This window comes from Streptomyces sp. NPDC101181, assembly GCF_044767975.1.
GTDB lineage: Bacteria > Actinomycetota > Actinomycetes > Streptomycetales > Streptomycetaceae > Streptomyces.
The window spans coordinates 340,149-359,502 of sequence record NZ_JBIWOX010000001.1; the positions used below are offsets into that span (position 1 = coordinate 340,149).

The following is a 19,354-nucleotide window of genomic DNA, read 5'->3' on the forward strand; positions in this document are numbered from 1 at the left end:
TAAGGGCTGTCCCGAGTATCGTCAAGAGGCGATACAGGCCAATGCCGCACCCGGCGGACCGCCGGGACCCAGCACGGGGACGGCCCGGAACACCACCGCTCGTCCGGACGCCCCGCGGCACCGAACAACGACGGGAGAGCTCGCGTGGCGCGCAGCGTGTACGTGACCGGGATCGAACGGGGGGACGGCCGTCAGGTCGTCGAGCTGGGTGTCATGGAACTCCTGACGCGCCAGGTCGACCGGGTCGGGGTCTTCCGTCCGCTGGTCCACGACGGGCCCGACCGGCTCTACGAGCTGCTGCGGGCCCGCTACCGGCTCTCCCAGAGCCCGGCGTCCGTCCACGGGCTGGACTATCACGAGGCGTCCGCGGTGCAGGCGGAGAAGGGCACCGACGAGCTGGTCTCCCTGCTCGTCGACCGCTTCCACCAGGTGGCCCGGGACTACGAGGCAGTGCTCGTCCTCGGCACCGACTTCGCCGCCACCCAGCTGCCCGACGAGCTGGCGCTGAACGCCCGGCTGGCCAACGAGTTCGGCGCGTCCGTGATCGCGGTGGTCGGCGGCAAGGGCCAGGCGGCGGAGTCCGTCCGCGCCGAGACGCGTAACGCCTACCGCGCCTACGCGGGGCTCGGCTGCGACGTGCTGGCCATGGTGGTGAACCGGGTGGCCGCCGACGACCGCGCGGCCATCGCGGAGCGGCTGGGGTCCCAGCTGCCCGTGCCGGTCTCGGTGCTGCCCGACGACCCGGCGCTCTCGGCGCCCACGGTCGCCCAGATCACCGCCGCGCTGAACGGCACCGTGCTGCTCGGCGACGACTCGGGGCTGGCGCGGGACGCGCTGGACTTCGTGTTCGGCGGGGCGATGCTGCCGAACCTGCTGAACGCGCTGACCCCCGGCTGCATGGTCGTCACCCCCGGGGACCGGGCCGACCTGGTGGTGGGCTCGCTCGCCGCGCACAGCGCGGGCACCCCGCCCATCGCGGGCGTGCTGCTGACCCTGGACGAGCGGCCGGGCGAGGAGATACTCACGCTGGCCGCGCGGCTCGCGCCGGGCACCCCGGTGGTGTCGGTGGCCGGCGGCTCCTTCCCGACCGCGACGGAACTGCTGTCCCTCGAAGGCAAGTTGAACGCCGCCACCCCCCGTAAGGCGGAGACCGCGCTCGGCCTGTTCGAGCGCCACGTGGACACCGCCGCCCTCCTCGAACGGATCTCGGTGGCCCGCAGCGGGCGGGTCACGCCGATGATGTTCGAGCACGAGCTGCTGGAGCAGGCCCGCGCCGACCGCCGCCGGGTGGTGCTGCCCGAGGGCGGCGAGGAGCGGGTGCTGCGCGCCGCCGACGTGCTGCTGCGCCGCTCCGTGTGCGACCTCACCCTGCTCGGCGACGTGGACCTGATCCGCAGGAAGGCCGCCGACCTGGGCATCGACCTCGCGGACACCCAGCTGATCGACCCGCACACCTCCGAGCTGCGACAGACCTTCGCCGAGCGGTACGCGCAGCTGCGCGCGCACCGCGGAGTGACGGTGGAGCTGGCGTACGACGTGGTCGCGGACGTCAACTACTTCGGCACGCTGATGGTGGAGGAGGGGCTGGCCGACGGCATGGTGTCGGGCTCGGTCCACTCCACCGCCGCGACCATCCGCCCGGCCTTCGAGATCATCAAGACGAAGGGGGACGCCTCGATCGTCTCCTCGGTCTTCTTCATGTGCCTGGCCGACAAGGTGCTCGTCTACGGCGACTGCGCGGTCAACCCGGACCCGAACGCCGAGCAGCTCGCGGACATCGCCGTCCAGTCGGCGGTCACCGCGGCCCGCTTCGGCGTGGAGCCCCGGATCGCGATGCTGTCCTACTCCACCGGGACCTCCGGCTCCGGCGCGGACGTCGACAAGGTGCGCGAGGCCACCGAGCGGGTCCGGGCGGCGCGGCCCGAACTGCGGGTGGAAGGGCCGATCCAGTACGACGCGGCGGTCGAGCCGTCCGTCGCGGCGACGAAGCTGCCGGACTCGGAGGTCGCGGGCCAGGCCACGGTACTGATCTTCCCGGACCTGAACACCGGCAACAACACCTACAAGGCCGTGCAGCGTTCGGCGGGCGCGGTGGCGGTGGGCCCGGTGCTCCAGGGTCTGCGCAAGCCCGTCAACGACCTCTCGCGCGGCGCGCTCGTCCAGGACATCGTCAACACGGTGGCGATCACGGCGATCCAGGCGCAGAGCGAGGAGCGCCCCGCATGACGACGACCCCCCCTGATCACGAAAGCACGGCAGCCCCTGTGGAACCGCATCGCGTCCTCGTCCTCAACTCCGGCTCCTCGTCGGTGAAGTACCAGCTCCTCGACATGCGTGACCGCTCCCGGCTCGCCTCGGGTCTGGTCGAGCGGATCGGCGAGGAGACCTCGCGGCTCGCGCACACCCCGTCGGCCGGCGGCGCGGAACCCCGCGAGCGTACGGGCCGGATCGCGGACCACGCGGCGGCGCTCGCGGCGGCGGCCGAGGAGCTGGCGGCGGACGGCCTCGGCCTCGACTCCCCCGAACTCGCCGCGATCGGGCACCGGGTGGTGCACGGCGGGCTGCGGTTCAGCGAGCCGACGGAGATCACCGACGAGGTGCTGGCGGAGATCGAGCGCCTGGTCCCGGTGGCCCCGCTGCACAACCCCGCGAACATCACGGGCATCGTCACCGCGCGGGCGCTGCGCCCGGACCTGCCGCAGGTGGCGGTCTTCGACACGGCGTTCCACACGACGATGCCGGAGGCGGCCGCGCGGTACGCGATCGACGTGGAGACCGCCGACGCGCACCGCATCCGCCGCTACGGCTTCCACGGCACCTCGCACGCGTACGTCTCGCGGAGGACGGCCGCGCTGCTGGGCAGGGCTCCCGAGGACGTCAACGTGATCGTCCTGCACCTGGGGAACGGGGCGTCGGCCTCCGCGGTCGCGGGCGGGCGGTGCGTGGAGACCTCCATGGGACTGACCCCGCTGGAAGGGCTCGTGATGGGTACCCGGTCCGGGGACATCGACCCGGCGGTCACCTTCCATCTGAAGCGGGTGGCGGGGATGTCGGCCGACGAGATCGACGTCCTGCTGAACAAGCGGAGCGGGCTGGTCGGGCTCTGCGGCGACAACGACATGCGGGAGATCCGCCGCCGGATCGACGAGGGCGACGAGCGGGCGGCGCTCGCGTTCGACATCTACATCCACCGGCTGAAGAAGTACATCGGCGCCTACACGGCGGTGCTCGGCCGGGTGGACGCGGTGGCCTTCACGGCGGGGGTCGGTGAGAACGCGGCACCGGTACGGGAAGCTGCCATCGCGGGCCTGGCGGAGCTGGGCATGGCGGTGGACGCCTCGCTCAACGCCGTACGGTCGCCCGAGCCGCGGCTGATCTCGCCGGAGTACGCCCGGGTGGCGGTCGCCGTGGTGCCGACGGACGAGGAGCTGGAGATCGCCGAGCAGACGTTCGCGCTGGTCAGCCGGGGCGAAGCGGCCAGTCCGGCGCCCGGTAACAACTGAGCACCCCCGCGCCCCTTTGTATCTTCCACCAGACGGAATATTCCGCAGTGAAACAAACCGATAGGATCCGCCTCATGCGCCGTTCCAAAATCGTCTGTACCCTCGGTCCCGCCGTCGACTCCCACGAGCAGCTCGTCGCTCTGATCGAGGCCGGCATGAGCGTGGCCCGTTTCAACTTCAGCCACGGCACCCACGAGGAACACCAGGGCCGTTACGACCGTGTCCGCAGGGCGGCCGCCGAGACCGGCCGCGCGGTGGGCGTGCTCGCCGACCTCCAGGGTCCGAAGATCCGGCTGGCGAAGTTCGCCGAGGGCCCGGTCGAGCTGGTCCGCGGGGACGAGTTCACCATCACCTCCGAGGACGTGCCGGGCGACAAGTCGATCTGCGGCACGACCTACAAGGGTCTGCCCGGCGACGTCGTCAAGGGCGACCCGATCCTGATCAACGACGGCAACGTCGAGCTGAAGGTCGTCGCGGTCGAGGGGCCCCGGGTGCGGACCATCGTCATCGAGGGCGGTGTCATCTCCGACCACAAGGGCATCAACCTCCCCGGTGCGGCCGTGAACGTCCCGGCCCTGTCCGGGAAGGACGTCGAGGACCTGCGCTTCGCGCTGCGGATGGGCTGCGACCTGGTCGCGCTCTCCTTCGTCCGGGACGCGAACGACGTCAAGGACGTCCACAAGGTGATGGACGAGGAGGGCCGCCGGGTCCCCGTCATCGCCAAGGTGGAGAAGCCGCAGGCGGTCGAGCACATGGAGGGCGTCGTCGCCGCGTTCGACGGGGTGATGGTGGCCCGTGGCGACCTGGCCGTCGAATACCCGCTGGAAAAGGTCCCCATGGTGCAGAAGCGCCTGGTGGAGCTGTGCCGGCGCAACGCCAAGCCGGTGATCGTGGCGACCCAGATGATGGAGTCGATGATCACCAACTCCCGCCCGACCCGCGCCGAGGCGTCCGACGTCGCCAACGCGATCCTGGACGGGGCGGACGCGGTCATGCTGTCGGCCGAGTCCTCGGTGGGCGCGTATCCGATCGAGACGGTCAAGACGATGTCGAAGATCGTCTGCGCCGCCGAGGAGGAGCTGCTCTCCAAGGGCCTCCAGCCGCTGGTCCAGGGCAAGAAGCCCCGTACCCAGGGCGGTTCGGTGGCCCGTGCGGCCTGTGAGATCGCGGACTTCCTGGACGGCAAGGCGCTGGTCGCCTTCACCCAGTCCGGCGACACCGCCCGCCGCCTCTCCCGCTATCGCACGGCCCAGCCGATCCTGGCCTTCACCACCGACGAGGCCACCCGCAACCAGCTCGCGCTGAGCTGGGGCGTCGAGTCGCACGTCGTCCCGCACGCGGACAACACCGACGCCATGGTCGACCTGGTCGACGCGGAGCTGCTGAAGCTCAACCGCTACACCACCGGCGACACGATGGTCATCACCGCCGGTTCGCCCCCCGGCGTCCCCGGCACCACCAACATGGTGCGGGTGCACCACCTGGGCGGCGAGGGGAACTGACGCGGCGGCACGCCCGCCCGGACGACGGTGGCCCGCACCCCCTCCCGACAGGGGGTGCGGGCCACCGCCGCGTGCGGCTCCCGGACCGGGTCGCGGGGGGCGGCTAGCCGTTGCCGCCTTCGAGGTAGTTCTTCAGTCCGGGCACGGTGAGCGTGCCGCCGAACTGGCCTGCCTGGACCACCTTCACCTTGGTGAAGAAGGCGAAGGGGACGTTCAGCGGCGGCGGGGTGCTGGGGCTGAAGGTGATCGGGATGAGGCCGAAGAGGTTGCCCTTCAGCTCCTCCGTGTACATCGTCACCTCGCCGTTCCGGATCGTCGAGGTGGAGCCGGGACGCGACGTCACGTGACCCGTGGTGCCCGCCGGGCCGACCGTCAGCTGGTGCAGGTCCTTGATGTCGATGGAGCTCGCGGTGAACTTCAGCACCTTCTTGACGCTGCCGTCCGCCTTCCTCACCTCGACGATGCCCTGGTAGTCCAGGCCGCTCAGCGTGAGCAGCGTCGACTCCAGGGTCCACGGCTCGCTCGGGAGCAGCGGGATGCCGGGCTCCAGCTCGGCGGCGGCGAGCGCCTGGGGGTCGGCCTCCGGACAGGGGAAGCGCGGCTTGGCGCCGTCCGGGATGTCCTCGTCCTCCTTGGGGTCGAGTCCCCTGGCGTCCTCGTCGAGCTCCTCGACGTCCTCGCCCGCCTTCTTCGCCGCCTCGCGGATGGCGTCGGCCCTCGGGTCGGCCTCGTCCTTGGCCGGGTCCTCGCTCGTGTCCTTCGCCGGGTCTTTGGCCGTGTCCTTCGCCGGGTCTCCCGCCGTGTCCTTCTCCGGGGGCTTGGGCTTGCCGGCCGTGGGGCTCGGGGAGGGGCTGGCGGACGCCTCCGGCTTCTCCCCGGCCCCGGTCCCGGCCTCGTCCTTCTCGCCGGTCCCGTCCTTGTTCTTGCTCTTGTCCGGGCCGTCGAAGAGGTCCTTGAGGGCGTCGCCGAGGCCGAGCGGGTCGAGCGGGTTCTTCGACGGGGTGGGCGTCGGCGAGGCGGTGGGCTTCCCGGCGGGCCGGGCCGTCCCGTCCGCCCCCGCGCCGGGCCGCGCGTCGCCCGTCCCGGCCCCGGCGGGGGCGGGCGTCCCGGCCGACCCGCTCGCCGAGGGCTTCGGGGTGGCCGCCTCGTCCGTGGACGGCGTGCCTTCCGGGTCCGGCTTCCCGCCCTGGTCCTTGCCGTCGTCCTGTGCCGTGGCGGACGGCGACGGGGTGGCCCCGGGCGACGCGGACGCGCTCGGCTCGTCGGACCGGGTCACGCAGGGGCCCGGGGCGAAGGGGATGTCGGCGCGGCCGTCGGCCAGGGCGAGCTTGGGCGTCAGCCCCATGCCGACGAAGACGGCGGTGGGCATCGCGGCGAGGGCCAGCGCCTTCTTGCCGCCGGGCAGGTTGAGCTTGGTGAGCAGCGACTTGCGGGGGGCCGCGTGGCGGGGGCCCCTGCGCTCGCGGAGACCGTCGCCGGGGTACGCGTTCGTCTGCTGTCCCTCGTCACCCCGCACGATGGCTCCCCCCGTCCGCGTCGGCCGCCGTGCCGAAGGCGGCGCCCTGCTGCTGGGGGACGGTCACCGGGCCGTGGAGCGCGTCCGCGGAGTGCTCCTCGTGCGTCCGCTCGGCGGGCGGGGTGCCGTCGGCGTCCTCCGGCTCGCCCGGGGCCCAGGAGATGGACAGGGCTCCGCCGACGAGGGAGAAGAGGAAGCCGATGACGAAGCCGCCGATGTTGGCGACGGGTATGGACACCAGCGCGAGCAGGATGGCCGCGACGCCCGCGAACACCCGGACGATGTGGTGGAACCACATGGTCAGGCCCAGGGTGACCAGCAGGACGCCGATGATCAGGGATCCGGCGCCGGCCGTGGTGGACATGGCCAGGGTCATATTGCCGAGCTTGAGGCTGGCGTAGGGGAAGTAGGCGATGGGAAGACCGCCCAGGATGGTGAACAGGCCCGCCCAGAAAGGCCGGTTTCCCCGCCAGGCGCGGAAGCGTCGCCGAAGGACGCCGATGTGGTGCTCGTTCTGCCCTGTGGACTCGGGGCTCATGGAAAACAGCTCCCTGGAACCGGTACTGCCGTGAGAAGAGAAAGGGTGGGTGACCGGAGAGCCCGGCGAGGCCGTTCCGGTCACCCGGGCGAGAGCCTGAGGCCTCCCGCCCGGATCAGGCCGCGGATCGATCGGGCCCGCTCCGGGCGAAGGGCCCTAGAAGCACTCCTTGACGCCCTTGTGCAGCTTCAGGCTCAGGTTGCTGAGCTTGAAGGTGCCGGCGGTGGTCGCCCACGCCGTCTGCTCCACGTCGGTGAGCACGGCCTTGTCGGCGCGCTGCGCGAAGCCCTCCTCCTTGGCCTGGGTACCAGGCTGGATGCCTATGCTCCCGGGCTTGCCCGGCTTCTTGAGGGAGCCCGCCGCGACACCGATGTCGATGTTGTCGAACTGGGCGTCCGCGTCGAGCTGGGCGACATCCAGGTACAGGTTGGTCGCCTCGACCGGCCTGTCCGGGTCCGTACCGGCGCTCAGGTTCAGGCTGACGCTGCCGAGGCCGAACGGCAGGTTCGGCGTCACCACCGACTGGCACATGTTGGTGATGGTGGCCTTGCTGAAGCCCGACACCGCCACCGGGTGCGCGGCGTCCTTGCCGTTGAGGTCCTTGCCGACCGCGACGCTGCCGTACTGGACGAAGTCCTCACCGACGAGCCGGTCGGTGCGGACCTTGAAGCTCTGACCGGACACGCTGAAGGACGCGGCGAGCGCGCCCTGCGCGAGACCGACGCCCACCGCCGCCGTGGCGACGACGCTCGGCACCATGACCAGAGCGAATCGCTTCCATCTCGTCCCACCGCGAACCTGGGAACTCATACTTGCTCCTTCTTCTCGGACGTACATCTCCGGCCGGGCGTCGTGCCCGTCCTGGGATGGGAGAAGTGCTACGTCCTCGGGAAGAAGAGCGCCCGCGTACGGAGACGTGTCCCGTATCCGTTCCACCGGCGTTCACCCCCGAGCGACTGACCACTGGCCGCGCGTTCCGCACGGCCGGCCGGACAGGCCCCGCCGGTCGGCGGGAACCCCCCTGTCCGCGGTCGGCGCCACTGCCGCCGACCCACTCGGCGGGGACCCAACAGGCCCTCGGGCTCCGGCTGGAGGCCGGGCGGAAGGTATTGGACCGAGCGTGGCCGATCGTGGTGCATTCACGGCGCTGACACAAGGGGGGTCGTTACCGGCTAGTAACGGGCCGATAACCGAGGCGCGACAAAGCGGCGTCGCACGGCGACGCAGGGTGGAACGAAAGGGACATCCAAAAGGCGGGAAAATCCCGGAAAGCGGACAGAACAACCAACCCGCCTTACTGCGAGTAACAGTTCGTCCTTTTATCAATTTTTGGTAAAGCGAAGGCTTTCCGTGAGGGATATCGGAGCTGGTACGCCAAGACGGCCGCACCGTCCGTGACAGGGTGCGGCCGTCATGGCGCGTCGGGGCGATAGCCGGAGAAACGCCGGGGGAAGTCCGTGCGTCAGAACAGGACGCGGGCGAGGGAGGTGCGCGCCGCGGTGACCCGCGGGTCCTCCGGACCGATCACCTCGAAGAGCTCCAGCAGCCGGAGCCGGGCGGCGTTCCGGTCGTCGCCCGCGGTGCGGCGGACCGCCTCGACGAGCCGGCCGAAGGCGTCCTCGACATGACCGCCGACCAGGTCCAGATCGGCGGCGGCGATCTGGGCGTTCACATCGTCCGGCCGCTCCGCGGCGTCCTTGCGGACCGCCTGCGGGTCCATGCTCTGCACCCGGCCCAGCAGTTCGGCCTGGGCCAGGCCCAGCTTGGCCTCCGGGTTGCCCGGGTCGTCGGCGAGGACGTTCTTGTACGCCTGGACCGCGCCGCCGAAGTCGTTGGCGTCGAGCGCCGAGGCGGCGGCCTCCAGCAGGTGGTCGTAGGGCCCGGCAGGGACCTGCGCCGGGGCGGCCTCGGCGGAGGCGTCGGGGTCGACGGTGATCCCGGTGAGGCCGAACCGCTCCTCGCCGACCTGGATCAGCTGGTCCAGCGTCTCGCGGATCTGGGCCTCGGGGGCGGCGCCCTGGAAGAGCGGGAGGGCCTGCCCGGCGACGACGGCGAAGACCGCCGGGATGCCCTGGATGCCGAACTGCTGCATCAGCATCTGGTTGGCGTCGACGTCGACCTTGGCCAGCAGGAAGCGGCCGTTGTACTCGACGGCCAGGCGCTCCAGCAGGGGGCCCAGCTGCTTGCACGGCTCGCACCACTCGGCCCAGAAGTCGATGACGACGGGGACCTCGGCGGAGCGCTGGAGGACATCGCGCTCGAAGCCTGCTTCGTCGACGTCGATCACCAGGGCGGCGGGCGTGACGGCGCCGGTGCCTCCGGTACGGGCGGCCTCCGCGCGGGCCTGCTCCGCCTTGGCCTTGGCCTCGCCGGCCGCCTTGACAGCGGCGAGGTCGACGACGCCGCTCATGGACATGTTCCTAGGCTGCATACGTACATCCTCCCCCCTGAGCACGCCGTTGCGGAAAAGCGAGTGCGGGAACCGGCCGTTCCGCGGCCCCGGCCGGTTGACGGGGCTGCGGAACGGAACGGTCCCAGGGCCCCTGAAAGACCCGGTGGAACGACCGGGTCCGCGAAAGACCCGGTGGGAGCGCCCGGTCCTCCCAGAGGTCCGGGGTGGACCCGCCGGATCCCCATCCGGCCGGTCCGTGCGGCACCGGGTCCCCACCCGGCGCCAGGACCCTCGCCGAGGGTCCTGGTGGCTGTCGCTCGTCGTGACGTCCGGCGGCGGATCGCTCCGCCTCCTTCCGCTACGGGTCGTAGCGTAACTGCCGACCGGGCCGTCGGCACAGGTGATCCCGGTGATCTGTCTCACGGATGCCGGGGCGGAACGGTTCTCCCTACCGGCCGGTATGGTCACCGCATCATGAGCGACAGCGACACCGGAGCGGCCCGGACCGGCCGCCCGCGGAGCCCCGCGGCCGATGCGGCGATCCTGGAGGCGACCCGGGCGTCCCTGGTCGATCTCGGCTGGTCGAAGCTGACCATGGGCGATGTGGCGAGCCGGGCCGGGGTCGCCAAGACGACCCTCTACCGGCGCTGGGCGGGCAAGAACGAGCTGGTCGTGGACGCGGTGGCGGTGCTCTTCGACGAGCTGGAGCTGCCCGACCGGGGCAGCCTGGCGGCCGATGTGCAGGGGGTGGTGCTCCAGTTCGCCGCGCTGCTGAACCGGCCGGAGACCCGGACCGCGCTGATGGCGGTGGTCGCCGAGTCCACCCGCGACGACTCGCTGCGCCACCGGATCCGCTCGGCGATCGTGGACCGGCAGAAGCGGCTGGTGCTGCTCGGCCGGGAACGCGCCCAGGCCCGCGGCGAACTGCGCTACGAGGACGACGACTCGACGGCGACCCGCAACGCGGACCTGATCTTCGACGTGATCGCCGGTGCGGTGGTGCACCGCACGCTGGTGAGCGCGGAGCCGGTGGACAGCGAGTGGGCGAGCGGCTTCACCTCACTGCTGCTGCTGGGTCTGTCGGGCGCGCAGACTGCGTGACAGGGACACCTCAGGTGTGGCATGAAGGGCCTGAGGGCCCATCCTTCCGACCAGAGGAGTCGCCTCGTGCGTACGCGCTTACTGGCCCCGCTCGTCCTGCTGCTGACCGGAGCGCTGCTCTCCCCCACCCCGGCCGCCGCGCTCCCCGGGCGCCCCGGCCACCCCGGGCCCGCCGCCGCGGCGGGGCCGGACGCGGCGCCCGGCTGGACTCCGCCCCTGAGCACCCGGGGCCGGTACGTCGTGGACGCGGACGGCCGCCGCTTCAAGCTCAGGTCCGGCAACTGGCACGGCTCCAGCGGCACCTGGAACGGCTCGGGCGCGGAGGACGACCCGGCGGCCAACCACGCGGGCGAGGTGGGGCACCGCGCGCCGCTCGGGCTCGACCGGGTGCCGATGGATCAGATCATCGCCGATTTCCAAGAGTTGGGGCTCAACAGCGTTCGGCTGCCCTTCTCCAACCAGATGGTCGACGACACCCGCCCGGTCTCCGGGCTGACCGCCAATCCGGGACTGAACGGCCTGCGTCCGCTGGAGGTCTTCGACCGGGCGGTCGAGGCGCTGACGGACGCCGGACTCGCGGTCATCCTCAACAACCACAGCACCGCGACCCGTTGGTGCTGCGGGGTGGACGGCAGCGAGCGCTGGAACAGCGGCCAGAGCACCGAGGAGTGGATCGAGGACTGGGTGCTGCTGGCCGGGCGCTACCGCTCCAACCCCCGCGTGGTGGGGGCGGATCTGCGCAACGAGGTCCGCCGTGACGTGTGGGACGACCCCAACTGGGGGCGCGGGGACGCGCACGACTGGGCCGCCGCCGCACAGCGCGCGGGCGACCGCATCCTCAACGACGCCAACCCCGATCTGCTCATCATGATCGAGGGCATCAACTGGGCCGGGATCCCGGTGGACGGCTTCTGGCGCGACCGCCCCCACCTCAAGCCGGTGGCGGAGCTGTCGCACACGCTGGTCCGCTCGCACAAGCTCGTCTACGCCGCCCACTACTACGGGTACACCGGCCCCCGGCACAGCGGCGCGACCGGGATCGGCGAGACCAGCGACCCGCGCTACCGCGACCTGAGCCGGACGGAGCTGTTCGCCGAGATGCACCGCAGCTCCGCCTATGTGGCCGACACCCCGGACCGGCACTTCACCGCGCCCGTCTGGATCAGCGAGTTCGGGGTGGCGAAGGACGCCGACGCCAAGGACCGCGCGTGGTTCACCACCACCGCGGACTTCCTGGTCGAGCACGATCTCGACTTCGCCTACTGGCCCGTCGTCGGCTTCCACGAGAACGACCGGGGCAACCAGTGGGGCCTGGTCCGCTACGACGGCAACGGCGAGCGGCGCAGCGTCCTGGAGCCCGACGACTGGCGCTCCACCGCCTGGCGGGCGCTGACCACCGCGCCGGGGCGGCAGGGGGTGGTGGAGCCGGTGCGGACCTGGTCGATGCTGAAGGGCACCCACGCCGACGCCAACCGCTCCCTGCGGGCGGCGGCGGACTGGGACCCCGGGGCGCGGAAGCTGACCTGCCCGGACGACCAGCGCCTCATCGGCATCAGCCGGCGCGGGCAGGGCGGACTGTGCACCGACGCCGGGGTCGTCGGACTCGGGGCCCCCGGGGCGCTCGCCAAGGTCGCCTCGGAGGCGGGCGTCACCACGGACTGGGCCCGGGGGTTCACCAAGTACCAGTGCGCGCAGGGGCAGTTCATGACCGGCTACAGCGTGCGCGGCGACCGGGTGTCGGCGGTGCTGTGCTCCCCCGCCCGGGTCGCGCTCGCCGGGGAGGGCCGCACCCTGTGGGACGACCGGGGAGACAGCCGCCCGGCCTCCGGGGAGGGCGGGGACTACGCCACGGGCCAGCACAAGGCGCAGTGCCGGGCCGACGAGTACGCGGCGGGGATCGCCTTCTCCACGGCGCTCGGCCGCGGCGGCACCCCGGACGCGCTGTACTGCCGTCGGCTGCCCGGCTGAGGAGGCCGGGTCGGGCCGGGTGGCCGGGGCGTTTCCACGTCCCGGCCGCACGTCCTCAGAAGCCCGGCGGCTCGGTGTAGACGCCCCATTCGTCGCGCAGGACGCCGCAGATCTCGCCGAGCGTGGCCTCGGCCCGTACCGCCTCCAGCATCGGCGCGATCATGTTGGAACCGTCGCGGGCGGCCGCCAGCATCGCGTCCAGGGCGGTGGTGACCCTGGCGTCGTCGCGGGCGGCCCTGCGGTCGGCGAGGCGGCCGACCTGGTCGCGCTCGACCTCGTGGCTGACCCGGAGGATCTCCAGGTCGCCGGTGACCGAACCGTGGTGGACGTTGACGCCGACGACCCGCTTGTCGCCCTTCTCCAGGGCCCGCTGGTACTGGAAGGCGGACTCGGCGATCTCGCCGGTGAACCAGCCGTCCTCGATGCCGCGCAGGATGCCGGAGGTGATGGGCCCGACGGGGTGCTGCCCGTCGGGGTGGGCGCGGGTGCCACGCTCCTTGATCTGCTCGAAGATCTTCTCGGCCTCGGCCTCGATGCGGTCGGTGAGCTGCTCCACGTACCAGGAGCCGCCCAGCGGGTCCGCGACGTTGGCGACGCCGGTCTCCTCCATCAGCACCTGCTGGGTGCGCAGGGCGATCTCGGCGGCCTGCTCGGAGGGGAGCGCGAGGGTCTCGTCCAGGGCGTTGGTGTGGAGCGAGTTGGTGCCGCCGAGGACTGCGGAGAGCGCTTCGACCGCCGTGCGGACGACGTTGTTGTACGGCTGCTGCGCGGTGAGGGAGACCCCGGCGGTCTGGGTGTGGAAGCGCAGCCACTGGGCCTTGTCGGTCCGCGCGCCGTACGTCTCCTTCATCCAGCGGGCCCAGATGCGGCGGGCGGCGCGGAACTTGGCGATCTCCTCGAAGAAGTCGAGGTGCGCGTCGAAGAAGAAGGAGAGCCCGGGGGCGAAGGTGTCGACGTCCAGCCCGCGCGACAGGCCCAGCTCCACGTAGCCGAAGCCGTCGGCGAGGGTGTACGCCAGCTCCTGGGCGGCCGTCGCCCCGGCCTCGCGGATGTGGTAGCCGGAGACGGAGAGCGGCTTGTAGGCGGGGATGGCGGCGGCGCAGTGCTCCATCAGGTCGCCGATGAGGCGCAGGTGGGGCTCGGGCTGGAAGAGCCACTCCTTCTGCGCGATGTACTCCTTGAAGATGTCCGTCTGGAGCGTGCCGTTGAGGACGCCGGGGTCGACGCCCTGCCGCTCGGCGGCGACCAGGTACATGCAGAAGACCGGAACGGCGGGGCCGCTGATGGTCATGGACGTCGTGACGTCACCGAGCGGGATGTCCCCGAAGAGGATCTCCATGTCGGCGGCGGAGTCGATGGCGACCCCGCAGTGCCCGACCTCGCCGAGCGAGCGGGGGTCGTCGGAGTCGCGGCCCATGAGGGTGGGCATGTCGAAGGCGACGCTGAGCCCGCCGCCGCCCGCGGCGAGGATCATCTTGTAGCGCTCGTTGGTCTGCTCGGCGTTGCCGAACCCGGCGAACTGGCGGATGGTCCAGGTCCGGCCCCGGTAGCCGGTGGCGTGCAGTCCGCGGGTGAAGGGGTACTCCCCCGGCCAGCCGATCCGCTCGAACCCGTCGTACGCGTCGCCGGGGCGGGGCCCGTAGACCGGCTCGACCGGGTCCCCGGAGAGCGTGGTGAAGTCGGCGTCGCGCTTGCGGGCCTTGTCGTAGCGGGCCTGCCAGCGGAGGCGGCCCTCCTCGATCGCGTCAGCGTCCATACCGTCGAATTTACTAGGACGTCCTAGTACCTGTCGATGGCAAACCGCCCGGCGCTTCGCGCGGGGCGGTGGGAGTGCCGTGCCGATCAGGCTTTCGCGGGCGCCGGAGCGGTCGCGTCGATCAGTTCCCTGGCCTCGCGGCTCACCTTCGGTTCGACGAAGAACGAGGCGAAGGGGATGCAGCCCGCGGCCAGCACCCACAGCAGCTTGCCGAACGGCCACTTCGCCTTGGAGCCGAGGTCGAAGGCGAAGACGACGTAGACGATGAACAGCACGCCGTGGATCTGGGAGATCAGCATGGTGTCGCCGGTCTCGAAGCCGTACTTCGCGATGATCGCCACGGTGAAGACGAGCAGCCAGACGGCGGTGACGTAAGCCATCACCCGGTAGCGGGTGAGCACGTTCTGTTTCATGGCATCGAGCGTAGCCGGGCGCCCGGGGCGATCTTCGGGCGGGCCCCTCACGGGAGACGCGCGCTCACTTCTCCTCGAAGTCCTGGGCGGCCACCCGCAGCGGCCGCAGCAGGGCGAAGATCTCGGCGCACTCCTCGGCGTCGTAGACCCCGAGCCCGAAGTCGACCGCGACCAGGTCCCGGGTGGCGGCCTCCACGACCTCGCGCCCCTTGCCGGTGATGGAGGCGAGCGTGCCGCGGCCGTCGTTGGGGTTGGGGCGCTTGGCGACCAGCCCGGACCTCACCAGCCGGTCCACGGTGTTGGTGACCGACGTGGGGTGCACCATCAGCCGCTCGCCGATCTTGGACATCGGCAGCTCGCCCGCCTTGGAGAAGGTGAGCAGCACCAGCGCCTCGTACCGCGCGAAGGTCAGCCCGTACGGCTTGACGACGGCGTCGACCTCGGCGAGCAGGATCTGCTGGGCCCGCATGATCGAGGTGATCGCCCCCATCGAGGGCACCGGACCCCAGCGCTGCCGCCAGAGTTCATCGGCGCGGGCGATGGGGTCGAAGGGAAGGCTGAGCGGCTTGGACACGGCCACGACCTTACCGACTGGTCACATGCCGGTCAGCCCCGTCTCGCCCATCGGTACCGGACGCCCGTGCGGGGTCCGTCCCGCGGACCTCGGCGACGAGAAGCAGCGTGCAGACGGTACCGATGATTCCGGATCCGGCGACCACCTGGTGCACCGGGAAGAACTCCGCCGCGAGCCCCGCCAGCGCCATGCCGAGGCCCTGGACGGTCATCAGCCCGGCGGTGAGCAGCGTCATCGCCCGGCCGCGCAGCTCCTGGGGCACGGCGGCGACGAACCACTGGTCGAGCCCGATGACGTACGCCGCGCCCGCCCCCGCCAGCGCGAGGAGGACCAGGGCCAGCGGCAGCCCGGGGAGGACCGCGTACCCGACGAGCGGCAGCAGCCCGAGGGCGGCGACCGGGAGGACGATCCGGGAGCGGTTACGGGAGCTGAGCGCGGACCCGACGTACAGCTCGGCCCCGATGTGCCCGACGGCCATCGCGCAGAGCAGCAGCCCCAGAGCGGCGGGCGAGGCCCCGATCGCGTCGGCGTACGGGGCGGCCAGCGCCTCCGGGGCCACCACGAACATCGGGGGCAGCCAGAACAGCAGCAGCAGGGCACGGATGCGGCGGTCGCCCAGCACCAGGCGGGCCCCGGACAACGACTCCCGGAGCAGCGTGGAGCCACCGCCACCGCCACCGCCCCGGGCCGGGCGGTCACGGGTGCCGAAGCGGAGCAGGGCGGCCGAGCAGAGGAAGGTCACCACGGTGACGGCGATCGCCCCGCGCGGGGAGACCACGGTCAGCAGCACCCCGCCGGCGCCGAAGCCGATGAGCATGGCGCTCTGCGAGACGATCCGCAGCAGGGAGCGGCCGAGGACGTAGAGGTCGCCCTCGCCCAGGATGTCGGTGAGGGCGGCCATCCGGGTCCCGGTGAAGACGGGGGCGATCGCCGCGACCAGACAGCGCAGGGCGAGGAGCCCGGCGACCGGGGTGGCGGGCACCAGCATCACGGCGACGCAGGCGGCGCAGAGCAGGTCGCAGACGACCAGGACCCGGCGGGCCGGGTAGCGGTCGGCGACCCCGGCGAACAGGGTGCCGCCGATCAGGTACGGGAGCAGCCCCAGCGCGAACGTCAGCGCGCTGAGCAGCGGGGAGCCGGTGAGGTCGTAGACGAGCACGGTGAGCGCCAGTTCGCTGACGACGACGCCGAGCAGCGAGAGCAGGTGCGCGGCGAAGACGGCCCGGAACTCCCTGACGGCGAACACGGCGCGGTAGCCGCGCGGGGCGGCGCCCGCCAGGGCCCCGGGAGCGGGGGCGGGCAGGACGCCGGGGACGGCCGGACCGGCCGGGGCGGGGGCGTCGTGCGGCGTGGGGCTGTCGTTCGGGGCGGGGGCGTCGTGCGGCGCGGGGCTGTCGTTCGGCATGGGACGAGCGTGGGCCCGGGACGCACCGCACCCGTAGACTTTCGGCTGGGGCCGAATCTCCGCGGCCGGTCACGGGAGGGCGACGGCGTGCCGTTCCAGTTCCACTTCGACGAGAGCGACCTGCTGCGCTGCCGGTTCGCGCTCTCGCCGCTGTTCGAGACCCAGGAGGCCGTCCGCACCCTGGCCCGCCGCCACCGGCACGGCTACCACCTGCCCTGGCTGCGGCACATCCGGGAGGGGGCCGCGGCGCTCGACCTCGAACCGCTGTGGCTGCTGATGCCGGACGGCGGCCACAACCCGGACTTCATCTGCCCGCCGCCGACCGGCCCGTTCGCCTCCTTCGAGGAGGAGATCGCGGGGGTCCGGGCGGTCGACCCGGAGGTGGCGCGCGCCGACATGGAGCTGGCCCTGTCGGAACGGCCCGGCGCCCGGGAGTCGGTGACGGGCCGACGCCTGCTGGCCGATCCGGCGCGGGCCGTCCACGAGCTGGCCGGTCTGCTGGAGCGGGCCTGGCAGGTGCTGATCGAGCCGTACTGGCCCCGGCTACGGGCCCTGCTGGAGGCGGACATCGCCTACCACTCGCGGCGGCTCGCGGACAGCGGGCTGGAGCGGCTGCTGGGCGAGGTGAGCGCCCAGTTGAGCTGGAACGGCTCGACGCTCACCGTGAAGGGGACGCGCGGCGACCACGAACAGGTCCTGGGCGGGCAGGGCCTGGTGCTGATGCCGAGCGTCTTCGTCTGGCCCGAGGTGGTGGGCGGCCACCTGGAGCCGTGGCAGCCCGGACTGATCTATCCGGCGCGCGGGATCGGCGGACTGTGGAGCGAGGCCGGTGAGCGGACGCCGGAGACCCTCGCCCGGCTGCTGGGCCGGGTCCGCGCCGACGTGCTGTGCGCGCTGGACGAACCGGCGGGCACGAGCACCCTGGCCCGGTTGCTGGACCTGGCCCCCTCGTCCGTCTCGGCGCATCTGTCCGTGCTGCGCGGGGCGGGACTGCTGACCTCGCGGCGGTACGGGCACCAGGTGCTCTACGAGCGCACCCCGCTGGGAATCGCCCTGGCCGCCGCCGACTGAGCCGCGCGCGAGGCGGCCGTACGGATCAGGGGCGGTGTCGCACCGCGACGGGCGGTGAGCGTCATGTCACGATTGACCGCGTTTCGCCCTTCTCGCACGCGCGTTCCGCACCCGCGCTTCGCCGTGTTCCGTCACCGTGTCCAGCGGCGATCCGCACCCGTGCTTCGCCGTGTTCCGAATCCGTGAGTCACCGCCGTCCGAGGGGTCTGGATGTCCGGCCGCAGAATCGTCCCCCGCGCTCTCCCCCGTACCGCTCCCGCCCTGTCCGCCATCGCCGTGGCGGCCGCGCTCACCGCGGGCTGCTCGACGCCGGAGCCGCGTGTCACCCGGACCGCCGAGGAGACCCACGGGTCCGTCCGCGGCGAACCCGCTCCGGGCGCCGCGTCCCCGTACTGGGTCGACCCGGACAGCGACGCGGCCCGCCAGGTGCGGGCCTGGGAGCGGGAGGGCCGGGAGGCCGACGCGAAGATGCTGCGCCGGATCGCCGACCGCCCGGTGGCCGCCTGGCCCGCGTGGGACGACCCGGCCCCGCAGATCCGGGCCGCCGCCAGGTCCGCGGCGCGCACCGGGAAGACGGTCCTGCTCGTCGCGTACAACATCCCGCACCGTGACTGCGGGCTCTACTCCGCCGGCGGCGCCAAGGACGCGGACGCCTACCGGTCCTGGATCGGGGAGTTCGCCGACGCCGTCGGGGACGCCCCGGCGACCGTGGTGCTGGAGCCCGACGCGCTCCCCCACATCGCGGACGGCTGCACCCCGCCCGAGCACCACGCCGAGCGCTACCAGTTGCTCTCCGAGGCGGTGAAGGCGCTGAAGGCGCGGCCGAACACCAAGGTCTACCTCGACGCGGGCAACCCGGACTGGATCAAGGAGCCCGCCAAGATCGGCGAGCCGCTGAAGCGGGCGGGCATCGACGGAGCCGACGGCTTCTCGCTGAACGTCTCCAACTTCCAGTCGAACGAGAGCGTCAAGGAGTACGCGGCGCTGCTCTCCGGCACCGTGGGCGACGCGCACTACGTGATCGACACCAGCCGCAACGGCAACGGGCCGCTCTCCGGGGGCCGCGACGAGGCATGGTGCAACCCGCCGGGCCGGGGGCTCGGCACCCCGCCGACCACGGACACCGGGGACGACCGGCTGGACGCCTACCTGTGGATCAAGCGGCCGGGCGAGTCCGACGGCACCTGCCGGGGCGGCCCGCGGGCGGGCGCGTGGTGGCCGGAGTACGCGCTCGGCCTGGCGAAGCGCGCGAAGACCTGATCCGTCCCGCGCCCGGCGGCCCGTACCGCATCCAGTTCAAAGATTGCGCAACCTTTAAAGTGTTGCCATGGGATACGAAGCCAGGGCGGACACCGCCGAGCGAGGACCGCGGCACATACCAGGATCACCCATGACACCGGAGACGGCGGCGGAGAGCGCCCTGCTCGTCGGCGGCCCCGCGGACGGGACCCGGCTGCGGGTCGTCGGCCGCCCGGCCGTCGTCCAGGTCACCTACCCCTGCGAGCCGGAGGGGCCGACGGGCGGCGCGCGGGTCGACGCGCTCTTCGTCTACCGGCGCGACCCGCACGTGGAGAGCGAGCCCCTGCGCTACGGGGTCGATCCGGCCAGCCCCTGA

General features: G+C 72.3%; 16 protein-coding genes. 8 read left to right on the forward strand and 8 right to left on the reverse strand.

What is annotated here, in order from left to right:
• The first annotated feature begins 144 nt into the window (after positions 1–144).
• The 3 genes from pta to pyk all read left to right on the forward strand — a co-directional run bounded on the left by pta (position 145) and on the right by pyk (position 5,005).
• Positions 145–2,226, forward strand: a complete 2,082-nt coding sequence (gene pta, locus ACIRRU_RS01435; protein ID WP_403674724.1) for a phosphate acetyltransferase — start codon at positions 145–147, stop codon at positions 2,224–2,226.
• On the forward strand, positions 2,223–3,503 hold the full coding sequence (locus tag ACIRRU_RS01440) for an acetate kinase (RefSeq protein WP_403674727.1): 1,281 nt from the start codon (positions 2,223–2,225) through the stop codon (positions 3,501–3,503). The genes pta and ACIRRU_RS01440 overlap by 4 nt, the downstream gene beginning before the upstream one ends.
• 74 nt (positions 3,504–3,577) lie before the next feature.
• Positions 3,578–5,005: a pyruvate kinase gene (gene pyk, locus ACIRRU_RS01445; protein ID WP_403674730.1), complete on the forward strand. Its 1,428-nt coding sequence runs from the start codon at positions 3,578–3,580 to the stop codon at positions 5,003–5,005.
• Between the two features lie 103 nt (positions 5,006–5,108).
• Here the strand turns inward: pyk and ACIRRU_RS01450 are convergent, their stop codons facing one another.
• The 4 genes from ACIRRU_RS01450 to ACIRRU_RS01465 all read right to left on the reverse strand — a co-directional run bounded on the left by ACIRRU_RS01450 (position 5,109) and on the right by ACIRRU_RS01465 (position 9,490).
• Positions 5,109–6,521, reverse strand: a complete 1,413-nt coding sequence (locus tag ACIRRU_RS01450) for a hypothetical protein (protein ID WP_403674733.1) — start codon at positions 6,519–6,521, stop codon at positions 5,109–5,111.
• Positions 6,511–7,059 (reverse strand): DUF6114 domain-containing protein, encoded by a 549-nt coding sequence (locus ACIRRU_RS01455; protein WP_403674736.1) that lies wholly within the window; start codon positions 7,057–7,059, stop codon positions 6,511–6,513. Before ACIRRU_RS01455 ends, ACIRRU_RS01450 begins: the two co-directional genes overlap by 11 nt.
• Before the next feature lie 156 nt (positions 7,060–7,215).
• On the reverse strand, positions 7,216–7,869 hold the full coding sequence (locus ACIRRU_RS01460; protein WP_403674738.1) for a DUF6230 family protein: 654 nt from the start codon (positions 7,867–7,869) through the stop codon (positions 7,216–7,218).
• A 652-nt stretch (positions 7,870–8,521) separates the two neighbouring features.
• Positions 8,522–9,490, reverse strand: a complete 969-nt coding sequence (locus ACIRRU_RS01465) for a tetratricopeptide repeat protein (RefSeq protein ID WP_403674740.1) — start codon at positions 9,488–9,490, stop codon at positions 8,522–8,524.
• Between the two features lie 435 nt (positions 9,491–9,925).
• Between ACIRRU_RS01465 and ACIRRU_RS01470 the strand changes: the two genes are divergently transcribed.
• Both ACIRRU_RS01470 and ACIRRU_RS01475 read left to right on the forward strand, forming a co-directional pair.
• Complete coding sequence (locus ACIRRU_RS01470; RefSeq protein WP_363200793.1) at positions 9,926–10,552, forward strand: TetR/AcrR family transcriptional regulator; 627 nt, start codon at positions 9,926–9,928, stop codon at positions 10,550–10,552.
• Between the two features lie 66 nt (positions 10,553–10,618).
• Complete coding sequence (locus tag ACIRRU_RS01475) at positions 10,619–12,520, forward strand: glycoside hydrolase family 5 protein (protein ID WP_403674743.1); 1,902 nt, start codon at positions 10,619–10,621, stop codon at positions 12,518–12,520.
• 55 nt (positions 12,521–12,575) lie between these two features.
• On the opposite strand, the gene ACIRRU_RS01480 is transcribed toward ACIRRU_RS01475, so the two are convergent.
• From ACIRRU_RS01480 to ACIRRU_RS01495, 4 genes are all read right to left on the reverse strand, one after another.
• Complete coding sequence (locus ACIRRU_RS01480) at positions 12,576–14,276, reverse strand: methylmalonyl-CoA mutase family protein (protein ID WP_363200795.1); 1,701 nt, start codon at positions 14,274–14,276, stop codon at positions 12,576–12,578.
• 86 nt (positions 14,277–14,362) lie between these two features.
• On the reverse strand, positions 14,363–14,689 hold the full coding sequence (locus ACIRRU_RS01485; RefSeq protein WP_363200796.1) for a DUF3817 domain-containing protein: 327 nt from the start codon (positions 14,687–14,689) through the stop codon (positions 14,363–14,365).
• 64 nt (positions 14,690–14,753) lie between these two features.
• Positions 14,754–15,263 (reverse strand): MarR family winged helix-turn-helix transcriptional regulator, encoded by a 510-nt coding sequence (locus ACIRRU_RS01490; protein ID WP_403674746.1) that lies wholly within the window; start codon positions 15,261–15,263, stop codon positions 14,754–14,756.
• A 10-nt stretch (positions 15,264–15,273) separates the two neighbouring features.
• Positions 15,274–16,668, reverse strand: coding sequence for an MFS transporter (locus tag ACIRRU_RS01495; RefSeq protein WP_403674749.1), 1,395 nt, complete (start codon positions 16,666–16,668; stop codon positions 15,274–15,276).
• Positions 16,669–16,755: 87 nt separating this feature from the next.
• Here ACIRRU_RS01495 and ACIRRU_RS01500 point away from each other — a divergent pair, with 87 nt between their 5' ends.
• The 3 genes from ACIRRU_RS01500 (at position 16,756) to ACIRRU_RS01510 (ending at position 19,354) form a co-directional block, all read left to right on the forward strand.
• On the forward strand, positions 16,756–17,739 hold the full coding sequence (locus tag ACIRRU_RS01500) for a DUF5937 family protein (RefSeq protein WP_403674752.1): 984 nt from the start codon (positions 16,756–16,758) through the stop codon (positions 17,737–17,739).
• Positions 17,740–17,949: 210 nt separating this feature from the next.
• On the forward strand, positions 17,950–18,999 hold the full coding sequence (locus tag ACIRRU_RS01505; protein ID WP_403674753.1) for a glycoside hydrolase family 6 protein: 1,050 nt from the start codon (positions 17,950–17,952) through the stop codon (positions 18,997–18,999).
• Between the two features lie 67 nt (positions 19,000–19,066).
• Positions 19,067–19,354 carry a hypothetical protein gene (locus tag ACIRRU_RS01510; protein WP_403674756.1) on the forward strand — a complete coding sequence of 96 codons (288 nt, stop codon included), beginning with the start codon at positions 19,067–19,069 and terminating at the stop codon, positions 19,352–19,354.